Source organism: Streptomyces sp. SolWspMP-5a-2 (assembly GCF_900091845.1).
GTDB lineage: Bacteria > Actinomycetota > Actinomycetes > Streptomycetales > Streptomycetaceae > Streptomyces > Streptomyces doudnae.
This window is the reverse complement of the sequence record NZ_FMCI01000312.1, coordinates 1-16,638: the sequence shown is the minus strand read 5'-3', so window position 1 is coordinate 16,638 and position 16,638 is coordinate 1. Positions and strand designations below refer to the sequence as shown.

General features: G+C 74.9%; 12 protein-coding genes and 1 pseudogene. 2 read left to right on the top strand and 11 right to left on the bottom strand.

The window, feature by feature from the left end:
• A pseudogene (locus GA0115242_RS30505) lies at positions 1–611 on the top strand (SDR family NAD(P)-dependent oxidoreductase); the annotation flags it as partial.
• 134 nt (positions 612–745) lie between these two features.
• Here the strand turns inward: GA0115242_RS30505 and GA0115242_RS30500 are convergent.
• Together GA0115242_RS30500 and GA0115242_RS40990 are read right to left on the bottom strand one after the other, a co-directional pair.
• Positions 746–1,372, bottom strand: a complete 627-nt coding sequence (locus GA0115242_RS30500) for a TetR/AcrR family transcriptional regulator (RefSeq protein ID WP_093834179.1) — start codon at positions 1,370–1,372, stop codon at positions 746–748.
• Between the two features lie 55 nt (positions 1,373–1,427).
• A complete protein-coding gene (locus tag GA0115242_RS40990; protein WP_093834177.1) occupies positions 1,428–1,964 on the bottom strand; it encodes a hypothetical protein in 537 nt (178 codons plus the stop codon).
• A 406-nt stretch (positions 1,965–2,370) separates the two neighbouring features.
• Between GA0115242_RS40990 and GA0115242_RS30490 the strand changes: the two genes are divergently transcribed.
• Positions 2,371–3,033 carry an O-methyltransferase gene (locus GA0115242_RS30490; protein WP_093834175.1) on the top strand — a complete coding sequence of 221 codons (663 nt, stop codon included), beginning with the start codon at positions 2,371–2,373 and terminating at the stop codon, positions 3,031–3,033.
• Here GA0115242_RS30490 and GA0115242_RS30485 read toward each other — a convergent pair.
• From GA0115242_RS30485 to GA0115242_RS30445, 9 genes are all read right to left on the bottom strand, one after another.
• On the bottom strand, positions 3,011–4,108 hold the full coding sequence (locus tag GA0115242_RS30485) for an HAD-IIIC family phosphatase (RefSeq protein ID WP_093834173.1): 1,098 nt from the start codon (positions 4,106–4,108) through the stop codon (positions 3,011–3,013). The two genes, GA0115242_RS30490 and GA0115242_RS30485, sit on opposite strands and share 23 nt — an antisense overlap.
• Positions 4,105–5,214, bottom strand: coding sequence for an acyl-CoA dehydrogenase family protein (locus GA0115242_RS30480; protein WP_093834171.1), 1,110 nt, complete (start codon positions 5,212–5,214; stop codon positions 4,105–4,107). The genes GA0115242_RS30485 and GA0115242_RS30480 overlap by 4 nt, the downstream gene beginning before the upstream one ends.
• Positions 5,207–5,509 (bottom strand): acyl carrier protein, encoded by a 303-nt coding sequence (locus GA0115242_RS30475; RefSeq protein WP_093834169.1) that lies wholly within the window; start codon positions 5,507–5,509, stop codon positions 5,207–5,209. Before GA0115242_RS30475 ends, GA0115242_RS30480 begins: the two co-directional genes overlap by 8 nt.
• A complete protein-coding gene (locus GA0115242_RS30470) occupies positions 5,506–6,402 on the bottom strand; it encodes a 3-hydroxyacyl-CoA dehydrogenase family protein (protein WP_093834167.1) in 897 nt (298 codons plus the stop codon). The genes GA0115242_RS30475 and GA0115242_RS30470 overlap by 4 nt, the downstream gene beginning before the upstream one ends.
• A 35-nt stretch (positions 6,403–6,437) precedes the next feature.
• Entirely contained in the window at positions 6,438–7,547 is a 1,110-nt protein-coding gene (locus GA0115242_RS30465; RefSeq protein ID WP_093834165.1) for an aromatic ring-hydroxylating oxygenase subunit alpha, read from the bottom strand.
• 4 nt (positions 7,548–7,551) lie between these two features.
• The gene (locus GA0115242_RS30460; protein ID WP_093834163.1) at positions 7,552–8,991 is read right to left on the bottom strand and encodes a cytochrome P450; all 1,440 of its coding nucleotides are present in this window, start codon (positions 8,989–8,991) and stop codon (positions 7,552–7,554) included.
• Between the two features lie 8 nt (positions 8,992–8,999).
• Positions 9,000–10,019 carry a 3-oxoacyl-[acyl-carrier-protein] synthase III C-terminal domain-containing protein gene (locus tag GA0115242_RS30455; RefSeq protein ID WP_093834161.1) on the bottom strand — a complete coding sequence of 340 codons (1,020 nt, stop codon included), beginning with the start codon at positions 10,017–10,019 and terminating at the stop codon, positions 9,000–9,002.
• Positions 10,020–10,036: 17 nt separating this feature from the next.
• Positions 10,037–16,381, bottom strand: a complete 6,345-nt coding sequence (locus GA0115242_RS30450; RefSeq protein WP_093834159.1) for an SDR family oxidoreductase — start codon at positions 16,379–16,381, stop codon at positions 10,037–10,039.
• Positions 16,378–16,638, bottom strand: a 261-nt coding sequence (locus GA0115242_RS30445; RefSeq protein ID WP_218088650.1) for an acyl carrier protein, incomplete at its 5' end; no start/stop codon positions are given. The genes GA0115242_RS30450 and GA0115242_RS30445, both read right to left, overlap by 4 nt.

Below are 16,638 nucleotides of genomic sequence, written 5' to 3'. Positions count from 1 at the left end.
CGGGCCCGGGGCGGCCGGGCGGTGTTCGTGCGGGCCGACCTCGACGGCGGGGCGGCCGCCGCGCGCGACCTCGCCGACCGGGCGACCCGGGCGCTGGCGGGCGGATCGACGTCCTGGTCAACAACGCGGGTGTCTACCCCGGCGACACCACCGACCGGACCGACGAGGAGACCTTCGACCGGGTCTACGCCGTCAACGTCAAGGCGCCGTTCTTCCTCACCGCGGCCGTCGCCCCCGCGATGGCGGAGGCGGGCGGTGGCGCCGTCGTCAACCTGGGCTCGTGGATCGCGCGTCTGGGCGTGCCGATGGGGGCGCTCTACAGCTCGACGAAGGGCGCCGTGGAGACGCTCACCCGGGCCTGGGCAGCGGAGTTCGGGCCGCGCGGGGTCCGGGTCAACGCGATCTCGCCGGGCGTGGTGCTGCCGCTCGCGGACGGCTCCGGCCACCCCGCCGCCGCCATGATGCGCGGCACCCCGGCGGGCCGGATGGGCACGCCCGCGGAGATCGCCCACGCGGCCGTCTACCTGGCGTCGGACGAGGCGTCGTTCGTGCACGGCATCGTGCTCGACGTGGACGGCGGGCGCACGACGGCCGCGGTCGTCGCGGCCTGAGAACCGGCGCGGGACGTGGCGCCGGGCGGGACCCACGTGGGACGTCGCCGCCGGGTCCGGCCAGACGGCCGCCCGCGGGTGCGGTCGCGCTCAGGGCCCGGAAGCCTCCAGGACCCCGCCCCGGGCGGGCCGGGTCAGCCCGCCGTGGCCCGGGGCCGCGCCGGGTCGCCGTCCCTGCGGAGGTCCGCGATCGACTGGTCGAGCGCCGCGCGCAGATGCCCGGACTCCCCGGTGGAGAGCAGGATCGACACCCCGCCCTGGATGGCGGCCAGCAGCGCCGCCGCCCGGGTCTCCACGTCGACGTCACCGGGCAGCAGGTCCGCCGCCTGGAGGGCCCTGATCCCGGCGGCGAGGCTCTCCTGCCAGGTGCGCAGCAGCCCGGTGACGATCGCGCGGGTGCCGGGCGTGGTCCGGCCGATCCGGTGCAGGAGCGACCCGAGGGGGCACTGGTCGCCCTGCTCCTCGTACCGCTCCACCACCGCGTCCCGCCATCTCGCCCACGCCTCCCAGGAGTCGAGGCGGCCGAGGTGCGGCTCCTGGTCGGCGAGCACCTGCCCGGCCTCGAACCGGGCGACGGCGACCAGGAGTTCGTCCTTGCCGGACGGGAAGTAGTGGAAGAGCTGGCTCTTGCTGGTGCGGGTGCGCGCCAGGACGTCGTCCAGCGTGGTCGCGACCACGCCCCGCTCCCGCAGCACCTCGGCGGCGCCCTCGACGATCCGGCGCCTGGTGGCCCTGCCCTTGGCGGTCAGCTCGCCGCGCACGGGGTGTCCTTCCGACGGAGTGGACCCTGCGGTCCACTCCATCGTAGGGCGCGGGTCAGCTCCAGGGGTTGGCGGGCTGCCCGTCGATCGCGGTCCAGAAGCGGACACCCTCCGGCACGTAGCCGTAGGCCCAGAAGGACCAGCCGCCGGAGTACTCCAGGTTGGGCCCGTAGCGGCCGTCGTGGTGCTCGGCCATCCGCCAGCCGGTCCCGTAGTACTGGACGCAGAGGTCGTCGGCGACGGCGCGGCTGGTGAGGGTGGTGCCCTGGACGGGCGGGGTCGCCGCGACCGTGCCCGCACCCCATCCGTCGTAGAAGCCGGGGTTGACGCCGGCGGGGGCGGGGACGCCGGTGACTCTCAGACAGAGGACCGACAGGGTCGCCGTCGCGGGGGTGTCCCCGTTGTAGGCGTTGGTCGAGGCGTCGGAGCTGACGTGGACGGTGCCGTCGGTTCCCTTGCCGGTCACCGTCCAGGTCATCCCGGCGTGGTCGGCGGTGGCGGCGGCCTGCGCGGGGGTGGTGGTCAGGGCCAGGAGCGGGAGCACGGCGGCGACCGCCGCGGTGGCGGCGGACCGGCGTAACGACTTCCTCACGGGGACTCCTCTGGGGTGCGGACGCGGCGCCGGAGGTGACCGGCGCACGGGGTGGCGCCTGTTCAGGATCACGAGATGTGACCACCTCCACCACCATTCCTTCACGCGATGACCACAAATGGTGGGCCGGTGCCCGAGAAGACGCTCTTGCCGTCGCGGCGGCCTCCGTTCCGGTACCCTCCGTCCCTGCGCTTTCCGTTCCGGTGACTTCCGTTTCGACGCACGTGATTCGATGACGTGCGTTTCGGTGGCACGCGGTTCGATGACGTGCGTTTCGGTGGCACGCGTTTCGAGGGCGTGCGTTCCGACGGCCTCCGTTCCGGCGCCCGCGCGCATCGACGGCGCCGAAGTCGAACGCCTCCACGCGCTGTTGTCTTCCGAGTTCCGCTCTCCTAGCCTGAACGGCATGGCGAACCAGATTGCGGCCGGTCCCGAACTTCTGGAATACGTGCGGGAGTTCTCGCTCCGGGAGGACGAGATCCTCCGCGGACTCCGGTCGCTGACCGCCGGGCTTCCCGGCGGCGAGGCCCTTCAAGTGAGCCCCGAAGAGGGGCAGTTCCTCGCCTTCCTGGTCGCCGCGACCGGGGTCACGGACGTGCTGGAGATCGGCACGTTCACCGGCTACAGCACGCTCTGCATGGCCCGCGCGCTGCCCGCGTCGGGGCGTCTGATCACCTGTGACATCACCAGCAGATGGCCGGAGATCGGCGCCGAACACTGGCGGCGGGCCGGCGTCGCCGACCGGATCGACGTACGGATCGGCGATGCCTCCGACACCTTGGAGAAATTGCTCGCCGACGGATTCGCGGACCGATTCGGGCTGGTGTTCCTCGACGCCGACAAAATCGGTTATCCCCGCTATTACGAACTGGCGCTGAAGCTGCTGCGGCCCGGCGGGGTGCTCGTGGTGGACAACACGCTGTTCTTCGGCCGGGTCGTGGACCCGCTCGCCACCGACCCGGACACCGAGGGCGTGCGTGCGCTGAACGCCCTCGTCCGGGACGACGAGCGGGTCGACGTCTCCATGCTGCCGGTGGCCGACGGCCTCACCCTGGTGCGGCGGAGGTGAGGTCGGGGGCGGTCAGGCGCAGCGTGCCGGGCGGCTGACGCCGCTCGGCGGCCAGGTGCAGCAGTTGGACGTCCCCGGGTCCGGCGCCCGCGCCGACCAGGTCCCGGCAGGCGCAGGGCGCGTCGTCGAATCCGGCGAAGCGGTAGGCGATCTCCATCATGCGGTTGCGGTCGGTGGGCCGGAAGTCCGCCAGGAGGTGCGCGCCCGCCAGCGCCGCCCGGTCGGCGAGCCAGTCCAGGAGGATCGCCCCGACGCCGAAGGCGACCACCCGGCACGAGGTGGCGAGCAGCTTGAGGTGCCAGGCCCCGGCGTGTCTGGCCAGCAGGACCACGCCCACCGCGCCGTGCGGTCCGAAGCGGTCGGCGAGGGTCGCCACCAGGACCTCGTGGCCGGGGTCGGCGAGCAGGGCCCGCAGGGCGTGGTCCGGGTAGTGGACGCCGGTCGCGTTCATCTGGCTGGTGCGCAGGGTGAGTTCCTCGACCCGGGCGAGGTCCTCCGGGGTGGCCCGGGTGACGTCGAGGACCATGTCGAGGGAGCGCAGGAAGTCCTCGTGGGAGCCGGTGAAGCGGGTCTGCTCGTCGGCGCGGCGCACTCCGGCCCGGTACATCGAGCGGCGCCGGCCCGCGTCGGCGGTCACCGTCCTCGGGGTGAACTCGGGCAGGTCGGGCAGGGTGACGGCGGCCTCGGCCGGGTAGCAGCGGACGTCCGGGAGGCCGTGGGCGACCTCGGCCCGTTCGGCGGGCTGGTCGTCGATGAACGCGACGGCGGCGGTGGCGAAGTTCAGCTCCTCGGCGATCCGGCGCACCGCCTCCGACTTGCGCCCCCAGCCGATCTGCGGGACGACGAAGTAGTCGGCGAGGCCGAGTTCCTCCAGGCGGGCCCAGGCGGGGGCGTGGTCGTTGCGGCTGCACACCGACTGGAGGATGCCGCGGGCGTCCAGGGCGGTGACGACGTCGCGGATCCCGTCGTGCGGGACGACGTCGTCGCCCTCCAGCAGGGTGCCGTCCCAGAGGGTGTTGTCGAGGTCCCAGACCAGGCACTTCACGGGCGGGGGCGCCGCCGGTCCCGGGTTCACCCGCGGCTCCTCAGCACATGGTCGGCGAGCAGGAGCTGGCACACCTCGTCGGTCCCCTCGATGATCCGGGTGAGTGCGGCGTCGCGGTGGGCGCGGGCGACGACATGGCCGTCGGTGGCGCCCGCCGAGGCGAGGACCTGCGCCGCGGCGGCCGCGCCCCGGGCCGCCTGCTCGGCGCCGATGTGCTTCGCCAGGACGACGGCGGTGCCGAGGTCGGGCGCGTTGCGGTCCCAGGAGCGGCTGGCGTGCTCACAGGCCCGGGTGGCGATCTGCTCGCCGGTCCACAGGTCGGCCAGGTGCCGGGCGACGAGCTGGTGGCTGCCGAGCGGCTTGCCGAACTGGTGCCGGGCCGCGGCGTGCCGGGCGGCGGCGGTGACGCAGGCGCGCAGGATGCCGACGCACCCCCAGGCGACGGAGAGCCGTCCGAAGGCGAGGGCGGTGGTCACCAGCAGGGACAGCGGCTGGCGTCCGCCGCCGAGGAGGCAGTCGGCGGGCAGCCGCACGCCGTCGAGGCGCAGGTCGGCGTGGCCGGCGGCGCGGAACCCGGTCGGGTCCTGCACCCTGCGTATCCGGAGCCCCGGGGTGTCCCGGGGGACGACGGCGACGGCGGCGCCCTCGTCCATCCGCGCGACCACCAGGAGCAGGTCGGCGAGGCCGGCGGCGGTCACCCAGGTCTTGCGGCCGTCGAGGACGACGGTGTCGCCGTCGAGGACCGCGGTGGTGGCGACGGCGGACAGGTCGCTGCCCGCCCCCGGTTCGCTGAAGGCGACGGCCGCGGTGCCGCCGGAGGCGAGCCGGGGCAGCAGCCGGGCCGCCTGCTCCGGGTCGCCGAGCCGCTCCACGGTCCACGCGGCCATGCCCTGGGAGGTCATGACGCTGCGCAGCGAGCCGCAGAGGCTGCCGGTGTGGGCGGTGAACTCGCCGCCGTCCGCGCTGCTCCAGCCGAGGCCGCCGTGGCGGGCCGGGATCTGGGCGGCGAGGCGGCCGGTGGCGGCGAGTTCGCGCACGACGTCCTCGGGCAGCCGCCCGGCCCGGTCCCAGCCGTCCGCGCGGTCGCCGACCAGGTCGGTGAGTTCCGCGGCCGCGGCGGCGACGGCGTCACCCACCGGTGCCGTCCGCGGGGGTGCGGCGGAGCCGGGCGACGAGGTCCGTCATCCGGCGCACGGTGCGGAAGTTCTCCATCTGGAGGTCGGCGCCGCGCACCGAGACGCCGTAGGTCCGCTCCAGGTGGACGACGAGTTCCATGGCGAACAGGGAGGAGAGTCCGCCGCTGCCGAACACGTCCGTGTCGGCCGACCAGGCCCTCCCGGTGCGCAGTTCGAGGAACCGCAGCAGTCCGGTCTCGACGTCCGGTTCGTCGCCCAGGGGTCCGGGAACCGCGCGATCGGATGACATGGTCATGCTTGATCTCCCTCGTACTCGTACGTGTAGAAGCCGCGTCCGCTCTTGCGGCCGAGGTGCCCCGCCGCCACCATCTCCAGCAGCAGCGCGCAGGGACGGCTCCCCTCGTCGCCGGTCCGGTCGTGCAGCACCCGCAGCGAGTCGACGAGGTTGTCGATGCCGATCAGGTCCGCGGTGCGCAGGGGGCCCGTCGGGTGCCCGAGGCAGCCCTGCATCAGCCGGTCGACGGACTCCGCGCTCGCGGTGCCCTCGGCGACCACCCGCGCCGCGTCGTTGATCATCGGGTGCAGGATCCGGCTGGTGACGAAGCCCGGCGCGTCGTCGACCACGACCGCCTCCCGCCCCAGCTCGGCCAGGAGCGCCCGGAGCGCGTCGAGGGTCGGCTCCCCCGTGCGGGCGCCCCGGACCACCTCGACCGTGCCGATGAGGCAGGGCGGGTTCATGAAGTGGGTGCCGACCAGCTCCGCCGGACGGGCGGTGGCACGGGCCAGCTCGCCGATCGGGATCGCCGAGGTGTTCGAGATGATCGGGGTGCCCGGCGCGACCAGCGCGGACACGTCCGCGAGGACCTTCGCCTTGGTGTCGGGGTCCTCGGTGACCGCCTCGACGACCGCCGTGAACCGGGTGCCGTCCGCCATCAGGTCGGCGAGCGACAGACCGGTGACGAGCGCGCCCGGCTCCCGTCCGCCGGGCAGCGCGCCCATCAGCCGCGCGGTGCGCACCTGGTGGTCGATCCGCGCCGGTGCCTCGTCCAGGCGCCGCCGGTCCAGGTCGGCCAGCGACACCGCCATCCCGTGCCCGATCGCCAGCGCGGCGATGCCCGTGCCCATCACCCCCGCGCCGAGCACGGCAAGTCGCCGCCCGGTGGCGGGCGTTGCGTTCTCCGCTGCCATCACGTCCTCTCTCGGTGCCGGTCAGGTCCCGGCGCTCAGTCCTGGGAACGGCTCGCGTCGGAGCGCTCGGGGGGCGGCGGGAGCAGGTCGCCCGGCGGCTGGGTGTAGAACTGCTGCGCCCACTGCCGGTAGCGGCCGATCGGGCCGTCGCCCTTGGCGAGCCGGGGCCGCTCGACGTGCTCCTGGTGGTGCCACATCAGCAGGTCGGCGCCGGTGTCGACGCTGCCGACCCGTTGCAGGACCTCGCTGAGCAGCCGGGCCAGCGGCATCGCCGCCGGACGCCCCAGCCAGTCGGGCACGCCGGGCACCCCGCGCAGCTCCAGCTTCGTGCCGAAGCGGACCTGCATCCGGCCGGGGCCGGTCGGGGTGGCGTGCAGCATCACGTAGAGGTTCCCGGCGCCCGCGGGCAGCACGGTGCGCGCGGCGATGGTCGCCAGGCCGATCACGGTGAGCGTGTACGACTGGTGGAAGCCGCGCATCATCGTGTTGCGGGCGGTCGCGGTGACCGTGCTGACCGGCTCCCCGGTGACCGGCTGGCCCTCGATGTCGACCTCCTTCAGCCCGTGCAGGGCCGGCAGGTGTCCCCAGTCGAAGGCGTTCTCCATGACGTCCTGGGGGTGGCCCGCGATGTCGTACGTGCCGTGGCTGAACGGCTGCCGCTCGTCCATCGGGAAGAGCGGCACCTCCCACTGCGGGGGCGCTCCGAGGGCGTGCCACCACACGTAGACCGACCCGTTGGCCTCGCAGACCGGGTACTGGGTGAGGGACGCCTTCGGCGGCGGCTGGTCGTAGCCGGTGCGCACGCAGGTGCCGGACGGGTCGAACGCGAACCGGTGGAAGGGGCAGACGAGGTCCTCGCCCTCGACCGAGCCGCCGACGCCGAGGTGGGCCCCGAGGTGCGGGCACTGCGGCCGGACGGCGCGCAGCACGCCCTTGGCCGTCCGGTAGAGGACGACCTCGGCGCCCGCGAGCCGCCGGGTGGTGAGGGAGCCGGTCCGCAGCTCGTCGCTGAAGGCCACGCAGAACCACCCGTTCGGGTAGGGGCGCGTGGGGGCGTGCAGGACGTCGGCGGGCTCCGCGCGGTGCAGGCTGACCTCCCGGGCGCCGAGGAGCTGCTTCACCAGGGGTTTGATGTGAGGCTTCATGAGGTCACTCCCCGTGCTGCACCGGGCAGGCCGCCGCGCCCGGTCGGGCGGCGGGCCGGACGGCCGCGGACAGCGGCGCGTCCGCGTCGCCGCGCCGCCGCTCGGTGAGGCGCAGCCGCAGGCCCCGTGAGCTGAGGCTCGTCTCGACCTTGGGCTTGAAGGGCTGGTCGCCGACCGGGGACAGGTCCCAGCGGTCGACGATGGCGGTCAGCGCGAGGATGGCCTCGGTGAGCGCGAACTGGTCGCCGATGCACTTGCGGGCGCCCGCGCCGAACGGGATGTAGGTGGCGCGGTCGGGCTGGGCGCCGAGCCAGCGGTCCGGGTCGAAGCGGTCGGGTTCGGGGTAGAGGTCGGGCCGCCGGTGCAGCAGGTAGGGGCTGAGCACGAGGGTGCTGCCGCCCTTGAAGCGGACCCCGCCGAGTTCGGCGTCCTCCCGCACGACCCGGGTCATCATCCAGGCGGGCGGGTACAGCCTCAGCGTCTCGGTGACGACGCGGGAGGCGAGGCCGAGCGACGGCAGGTGCCCGGGGTCCAGCTTCCCGCCCGCCAGGACCCGGTCGGTCTCGGCCTTCAGCCGGTGCTGGACGTCCGGGTCCGTGGCCAGCAGGTGCAGCGCCCAGGCCAGGGTGATGGCGGTGGTCTCCATGCCGCCGAGGAAGAACGTGAGGGCCTCGTCGGCGAGTTCGGCGTCGGTGAGCTGCTGCCTGCCGTGCTCGCTCTCCTCGTCGACGGCCGCGACCAGCGTGGAGAGCAGGTCGGCGTGGTCGGTCGGGTCGGCCCGCCGTTCGGCGATGATCTCCGCGATGGTGGCGGCGAGCCGTTCGCGGGCCCGGTCGTAGCGCCGTTTCTGCGGGGTGGGCAGCTTGCGCAGCAGGGCCGGGGTCATCATCCGGCGGAAGAAGGCGCTGACGATGACCGCGGTGTCGGCGAGCGAGCGGCGCATGGTCTCGGCGGGCAGGGCGCCGCTGAACATCGTCTCCATGGTCGCCCGGGTGGTCAGCGTCATCATCTCCTGGGTGACGTCGATGACGTCGCCGTCGCGCCAGGAGGCCGACTTGGCCTCGGCGGCCCGCGCGAAGACCGCGCCGTACCCGGCGAGCCTGGCCGGGTGGAACGACGGCTGGCACAGCCGCCGCTGACGCCGGTGCAAGGGGTAGGCGCAGGTGGAGAGGCCGTCGCCGATCACCTCGCGGATGCGGTCGTAGATCGGGCCGCCCTTGTCGAAGGTGCGGTCGTTGAGGAAGACCTGCCGGGTCAGGTCGGGGTCGCAGATCATCACGGCGGAGCTGGGGCCGAGCCGGACGCGGACCATCTCGCGGTACCCGGACAGCGACATGATGAACGCCAGCGGGTCGCGCAGCAGCGGCAGCGCGTGGCCCAGCAGCGGCCATCCGCGCGGGGCGAGCGGGACCGAGTCCGCGGCGGGCGTGGTCGTGTCTGTCATGGGGAACCTCACTTCTGCGTCGGGGGGCCGGCCGGTCCGTCGGCGGCCGGATCGCGGGTGATCTCCAGCAGCGCGGTGGTCCAGCGGAAGCCGACCCCGAAACTGACGACCAGGACGCGGTCCCCCGCGCGGAGCGTGCCGGAGCGGAACTCGCGGTCCAGGCCGACGAGGACGTCGCACGGCCCGGCGTGGCCGAGGTGCCTGCCGGAGGTCCAGGTGGTGGCGGGGGCGCGCAGGCGCAGCGGCGCGGCGCCGAGGAGCAGGTCGAGCACTTCGGCGCCGATCGCGATGGGCACCACGCGGGCGATGTCGCCGGGGCGTACTCCGGTCTCGTCGAGGACGGTCTCGACGCAGCGCCGGGTGGTCCTGGTCAGCTCCTCGATGTACGGCATGAACCCGGTGACCTGGACCAGGAGCGGCCGGCCGGTGCCGTCGGGCTCGCTGCGGGCCCTGGTCAGCACTTCGAGCTGCGGCTGGGTGGCCTGCGCGGTCGCCAGGAGCCGGGCGAAGCCGGTTCCCCTGGTGAGGACGGCGGCGGCTCCCGCGTCGCCCGCGAGGTGGCCCATCGCCTCGACGTTCTTCCACCGCTCGGGCCGGAAGCGGACCCCGGCGGTGACCAGGGCGGCCTTCGCCGACGGCCGGGCGGTGAGGTGTTCGGCGGCGGTGACCAGGGCCGCTCCCCCGCCGTCGCTCGCGGCGCCCACCTCGACGGCGGTGGTGGCGGGCCCGCCGAGCACCCGCAGCAGATAGGTGCCGGGCGTGAAGTGGTCCTCGTCCTGGAAGTGGGCGTGGGCCACGAGGCTGAGGTCGGCGCCGGTGACGCCCGCGTGGCGCAGCGCCTTCAGACCGGCGCGGGCCGCCATCTGGGCGGCGGAGCTGTCCGCGGAGACGGCGAGGGAGGTGAATCCGTTGAGGGCGGCCAGCGAGGGTCCGTGGGTGTCCACGGGCTTGTCCCACGGTTCGTGCTTCTGGCGGATCGGCGGTATCCACGCGCCGGTCCCGGCGATGGTGATGTCGTGCCACAACACTGCTGTCTCCTCGGCTGTCACGTACGGACCGGTCGTGGCGCGTCGCCGCGCGGCCGGACGAGTTCTCCGCTGTGGTCAAGGGCGTGCGCGGTGACCCCCGCTATCCGCGCCAGGACCTGGCCGTCTCCGGTCAGCGCGGTCAGTTCCCCGGTGGCGAAGTCGCCGTGCAGCCGGATGACGGGGTGCAGCGCGCTGAGCCCGCAGTCGTCGCCCGGTCCGCCCAGGTCGACCTCGTCGAGCCCGGCCATCGGGCCGACCAGGGGCGGGAGGTCACCGCGCGGCGGCAGCAGCAACAGGTGCACCATCGCGTCGAGGAGGAGCGCGGGGACGGTCGTCCCGGCCAGAACAGGCGCCCAGGCGGCGTGGTCGAGGCGGAACCTGGCGCTGTTGCCTTCGGGGCCGCGGGCGTAGTCCCCGGTCCCCGCGAAGGGCCCGGTGAGGGAGATCGGCGGGTCGGGCGAGTAGACCGGCATGGCGAAGTCGGGTTCGGGTTCGTGGCCGGTGAAGTCGGGGGGTCCGGCGAGCACCGGGTAACGGTCGGCGAGCAGCACCCGTGTCTCGCAGAGCTGGTCGTTGAAGCGCAGCACCTTGCCGTTCCTGCCGACGCGGTGGGCGGTGATCCGCACGGCGACCTCGGCGCGGCCCGGCTCCCGGCGCACCACCCGGGCCTCCACCGCGACGGTGCGCGGCGGTCCGGCGAGTCTGACGGTGATCGACGACCGGCAGACGAGTCCGCGGAACCCGGTGACGCGCAGTCCGGGGCAGAGGGTGGCGGCCGCCGCGGCGGCGGCCTCCAGGGTGAAGGTGCCCGCCAGCGTGTACTCGCCGTTGACCTGGTGGTGGCGCATCCAGCGGCCGTCGCGCTCGGCGAGGGTGCGCGGGTCCCAGCTCTTGGTGAACACCGCCCAGTCGTCGCCGCGGTGGAGCACGCCGTCCAGGAGCGGGCTGGTCAGCGCCGGGTCGGGCGGGGCGGGTGCGGGGGCGTCGGGCGCCTCGGGGCGCGGCGCGGGGCGATCGGCGCGGGTGCTGATGCCGCGCCGCTCCAGCAGGACGCGTTCCTCGTCCCGGATGAAGAACGACACGCCGCTCGCCGGGGGCGCGGTCACCGCGGACAGGAACTGCGCGCGTCCCTGGGCGGTGCTGATGTAGGCGTCCATCTTGTTGCGTCGGAGGGTCTCCCGCATGGTGACGCTGCTGGCGACACCGACCTCGCGCCAGCCGCTCCACAGGACGGCGACCTCGTGGTGGCCCGCGGGTCCGTGCCGCTCGGCCCGTGCGCTCGCGAAGGCGAGGTACTCGTTGACGGCGCAGTAGTCGATGTCGCCGGGCGCGGGGGCGAGCGTGGCGAGGGTGCTGAAGGTGCAGAAGACGCGGGGGGCGCGTCCGGCGAGGGCCCGTTTGAGGTTGCGGTAGCCGGTGGCCTTGGTGGCGCGCACGGCGCGGAAGTCGGTGAGGGTCTTGGCGTGCAGGGCGCGGGAGCGCAGGTCGAGGACGGTGTTGACGAGCAGGTCGATGCGTCCGTGCCGGTCGAGGATCTCGTCGAGGACGGCGGTGGTGCGCGCGGCGTCCAGGACGTCGCCCACCCGGTGGTGGACGCGGTCCCGGCCGCACAGCCGAGCGAGCCGTTCGACGGTGCGCCGCACCTCCAGGCGTGCCTGCGCCCTCTCGTAGGCGACGCGCAGCTCGCGCACCGGGGCGCCGGGACGGCGCCGGCGTTCGGCGGCCATGAACTCGGCCTGCGGGGGCAGTGGTTCGTCGCTCTCCGGCAACGGGGTGCGGCCGACGAGGTACACGTGGGGGCGGTCGGTGCGCACCGCGACCTCGTGCAGCAGCTCGGGGGTGATCCCCCGGGCGCCGCCGAAGGCGACGACGACCGCGCCAGCCGGCAGCCCGGCGCGCCCGACCCCGGGTTCCGGGTCGTCGACGACGGCGGGGGCGAGCCACGCGCCGCCCCGGTGGACGAGGGTGTGGGTGGGCTCCTGGGCGGCCGTCGCGCGGGCGAGCAGCCGCAGGGCGCCCGCCGGGTCCGGCGCGTCGCTGAGCAGGGTGACGCCGCCGCACTGCGGCACCTCGGCCCGCACGGACCTGACCAGTCCGGTGAACAGGCCGCTGAGCGGGGGCGGCAGGTCGCCGGGGAGCGGTCCGAGCAGGAGCGCGGCGAGCGAGCCGCCGTTGCGCAGGGCGGGCAGCGCGGCCTGGAGCGTGGTGAAGGTGAGGTCCTGGAGGTCCTCGGCGCGGGCGGCGGCGGCCTCGTCGCAGCCGTCGTCGTCGGCGGGCAGCCGGGAGAGCACGCGCACGTGCCGGGGCACGAACGGCAGCCGGACCAGCTCGGCCGGCGCGTCCTCGGGCGCCACGTGGACGGCGCCCGCGACGCCGGGGCGCGGCGACCAGACGGCGGTGTCCGGGCCGGTGACGAGGGCGGCGAGGTCGGGTGCGTCGGTGAGGACGACGGTCCCCGGCGGGACCGGGCCCTCCGACGGGCGGTCCGGTGGCGGGGCCGCGGGCAGCAGCCGGAGGGTCTGCCGCCGCCCGGTGAACGACTCGGCGGACTCCGCGCCGCGGAGCGGCCCGGTGGTGCCGGTCCCGGTGGCGCTGTCGCCCACGGCGGCGGGGGTCCGCGGTTCCGCGGTCCGCGCGGTCGCGGCTTCGGGCGGCCCGTTCCGCGAGGCGGTGGAGGACTCCTCGGACGCGGCTGCCGGGACGGCGGCGGGCTCCTCGGACGGGGCCGCCGGGACGGCCGGTTGCGGCTGCGCCCGGTGGGCCGCGCCGGGGCCGTCGCCGTCGCGTCCGGTGGGCGGGGTGAACCGGATCAGGGGCGAGCCGGTGGCGGCCGGGCCGACCGCGGTCTCCGTCCGCGTGACGACGCCTTCGAGGACCGTCAGGAGCGAGTCGAGGGAGAGGTAGGTGTGTCCGGCGGCGGCCAGCACGGGCAGGGTGTGCGAGGCGGCGACCGGGCGCCCGGGGTCGGCGGCGGTCACCTCGGTGGCGAGGGTGCCCAGGATCGGGAACCCGTGCTCCAGCGCGGTCGAGCGCCGGGCGACCGCGAGGACCGCCGCGCCCTCCGCGATGGTCCTGCCCTCCGGCACCAGGTGGTCCAGGTGCCGGTCCCAGCCGCTGATCGGCCGCAGGCACACCGCGCCGACGAGCGCGATGTCGCAGGCCCGGTGCCGGAGTTGGCGCAGCGCCAGGTCGACGGCGGTGTGCGCGGAGTCGCGCTGGGAGTAGACGCTGGTGCCCAGGGCCTGGAAGTCGTAGTAGTTGGCGGCCCGGCCGGAGAGGATGCAGGAGACCGCGCCGGTGAAGTCGTCCTCGTTGAGGTCGCCGGGGATCACGCCCTCGGCCTCCGCCATGCCCTTGGCGAGGTACTCCTTGAGGACGCGGGCCTGTTCGGGGTCGGGCAGCAGGTCGAAGACGGTGGCGCACTCGGCCGCGTGGACCCGCAGCGCCGCCTGCGTGTTGTGCGTGGTGGGCAGGGTCGAGCCGATCACCACGGCGGTGGCGGGCCGCAGGGCGCGACCGGCGTCGCCGAGCCGCTCCAGGAGCGGGCCGAGCGCCTGCAGCACCATCAGGTGCGCGGCGTCCATATGACGCATCGTCAGCGGCGGGATGCGGACGTCGCGCGGCGAGGGCAGCGGGTAGGGCGTGCCGAACCCCGGTTCGGGCAGCGGCCCTTCGCCGCGCAGCCAGGCGGGCACCCGGTCCGCATCGAGACCGGGCAGGTGGGTGTTCCAGCCGACCACGACCAGGTCCTCCCGGTCGTCGCGGACACCGGCGCCCGGCCGCAGCGGGGGGACGGACCGGGGCGCGTGGTCGGAGAGGACGACATGCGCGTCCGCGCCGCCGAGACCGAACGACGAGACGCCGACGACCCGGGGACGCTCCCGGTCGGCGGGCCAGGGCGCGTCGGTCACCGGCACGGTCAGCCGCTCGCCGTCGCCGAGCAGCGGGTGCGGGTCGGTCACCACGGGCTGGCCGGGCACCGCGCCGCGTTCGAGGGCGACCAGCGCGTGCGCGACCGAGACCAGACCGGCGAGCACCCCGGTGTGTCCGAAGACCTGTTTGTTCGAGGTGAGCAGGCAGGTCCGCTCCCCCGGTCCGAGCCGGGACAGGAGCGAGCGCAGTTCGATCTCGTCGCCGACCGGGGTCCCGGTGCCGTGCGCCACGATCCAGTCGACGTCGTCGGAGCCGACGCCCGCGTCGGCCCAGGCGCGGGCGATGGCCAGTTCCTGGCCGCGGGTGGCCGGGGCGTGGATGCCCTTGCCGCGGCCGTCGGCGGCGAGTCCGGTGCCCCGGATCACACCGAGCACCCGGTCGCCGTCGGCGACGGCCCGCGCGTACGGCTTCAGGACGAGCGCGATGGCGCCCTCGCCGATCAGCGTCCCGTCGGCCGCGCGGTCGAAGGGGCGCACCCGGCCGCTCATCGAGATGCCCTGGGCCCGGCAGAAGAGGGTGAACCCGATCGGTTCGATCACCGAGGTGCCGCCGGCCAGCGCCAGGTCGCAGGAGCCCTCGCGCAGCGCCTTGACGGCCGCGTCCAGGGCGAACAGGCCGCTGGCGCAGGCCGCGTCGAGGGTGAGGTGCTGGGCGTCGTCGGGCAGCAGTCCGCGCAGCGCGTTGCGGACGACGGAGGCGGGCAGGTAGGACTGCGGGTCGCCGCCGTCGCCGCCGTAGTGGGCGCTGATCGCGTGGTCGGCGAGTTCCGCGAGCCACTCGCCGTCCTGGTCGGCGGGGATCGCCTCGCGCACCATGCGCCGGTACTCGTCGCCGAGGACGACGCCCTGGGGGCCGAGGCCGGTCTGGTCGTGGATGCCGGTGGTGGCGGTGAGCCAGCGGTCGGCGGGACGGCGGCTCACCCCCGCGAGGGCCTGGACGGCGCAGTGCCGCAGCCAGCGGGTGGTCCGGGGCCAGCCGGGGTGCCCGATGTTGCCGTCCGGTTCGGTGACGGACTCCGGGTCGGGGACGAAGTCGTGGAGGTATCCGGCCTCGCGGACGTAGAAGGCGTCGGTCTCGGCGCGGGTGGGCGCCCAGAAGTGGTCGAGGTCGAAGGCGGACGGCTCGCTGGAGAGCGGGGCGCCCTCGCGCAGCCGGTCCCAGAACTCCGCCGCGTCGTTGGCGCCGGGCAGGGCGAGGCCCAGTCCGACGACGGCCACGGCGCCGGGGTCGGCGTCCGGGTCCACGGTCACGTCCAGGTCCACCTGGGGCTCCATCTCCTGCTGCGCCTCCCGGTCCTGAGGGGCCGGCGCGTCCACGGGGCCGGTCGGCGGCCGGTGCGGTGCCTGCCGGGTGGTGGCGTCCGGGGCCGGGTCACGGTCGTCGGCGGCGGGCTCGGGGGATTCCGAGAGCTCCGGGGGCTCGGGGGGCTCCGGGGCGCCGGACGGGTCGGGTGCGGCGGCCGACGGTGCGCACGCCGACGGCGGGGGCGGCGGCACGGAGTCCGCCGCCGGGGCGGAGTCGCGCGACACCGGCGCCGGAACGGACGCGAGCGGCGGTGGTGACTGCCGCGCGGGCGCCGGACGCGACGCCGTCGAGGACAGCACCGGGACCCGCGCGGGCCTGGTCACCCGGTCGGCCAGGCGGCTGTGCAGGCGCAGCCCCTGCATGCCGCCGATGCTGATCCCGCCGTCCGCGACGAGGGTCTGGCCGGTGATGAACCCGGCGTCCTCGTGCAGGAGATGGACGATCAGGGCGGCCGCCTCGGGGGTGGAGAGGGTGCGGTTCATCAGGTCGTCGGCCGCGTCCGGGCCGCCGACGGTCGCCGGGCCGTCGAGGTTCACGACGATCTCGCTGGCGATGGACCCCAGCAGCACGGTGTTGACCCGGATGCCCTCGCCGACCAGTTCCAGGGCGAGGTAGCGGACCAGGGACTCCAGGGCCGCCTTGGTGACCCCGCCGGGCCCGTAGCCGGGAACGGGCTGGTGCGCGCCGACGCTGGAGAGGCAGAGGATGCTCGCGCCGGGGCGTCCCGCCATCAGCTCGGCCGCCCGGCGGGCGCTGTGGTAGACCGCCATCACGTTGGTCGACCAGGCGCGCTGCCAGTAGGTGTCGTCGATGTCGAACAGCGGCAGGAACGCACCGCCGGCCGCGTTGTTGATCAGAATGTCCAGACCGCCGTGCCGCTCCTCCACGAGGTCGAACATGCGGTCGATCTCGCTGCTCTTGGCGACCGAGGCGCGGATGAACTCGCAGCTGTGGCCCGCCTGTTCCAGTTCCTCCTGGAGCAGCTTCGCGCGGTCGGCGGAGTGGAAGTAGTTCACGATCACATGGGCGCCGCCCCGCGCCAGACGGCGCACGATGTCGGCGCCGAGGCTCTTGGCCGCGCCCGTGACGAGGGCGACCTTGCCCCGCAGGTTCTCGTCGGTCACCCGGTGGCCTCCGCCCGGCCCTGGACCACGCTCTCGGCGATCCGGCGCAGCGTGCCCGAGGTCAGCAGCGAGGAGTCCGACCGCAGATCGGGCAGGTCGTAGCGTTCCGAGACCCGGCCGAGCAGGGTCACCTGCTTGAGCGACTCCACGCCCAGCTCGGACTCCAGGCCGTCGTCCTCGCCGAGCAGGTCCGGCGGGTAGCCGAGGAAGTCGCCGTAGAGCGTGCGCAGTTCGGCGAGCACCGTCTCGTAGTCGGG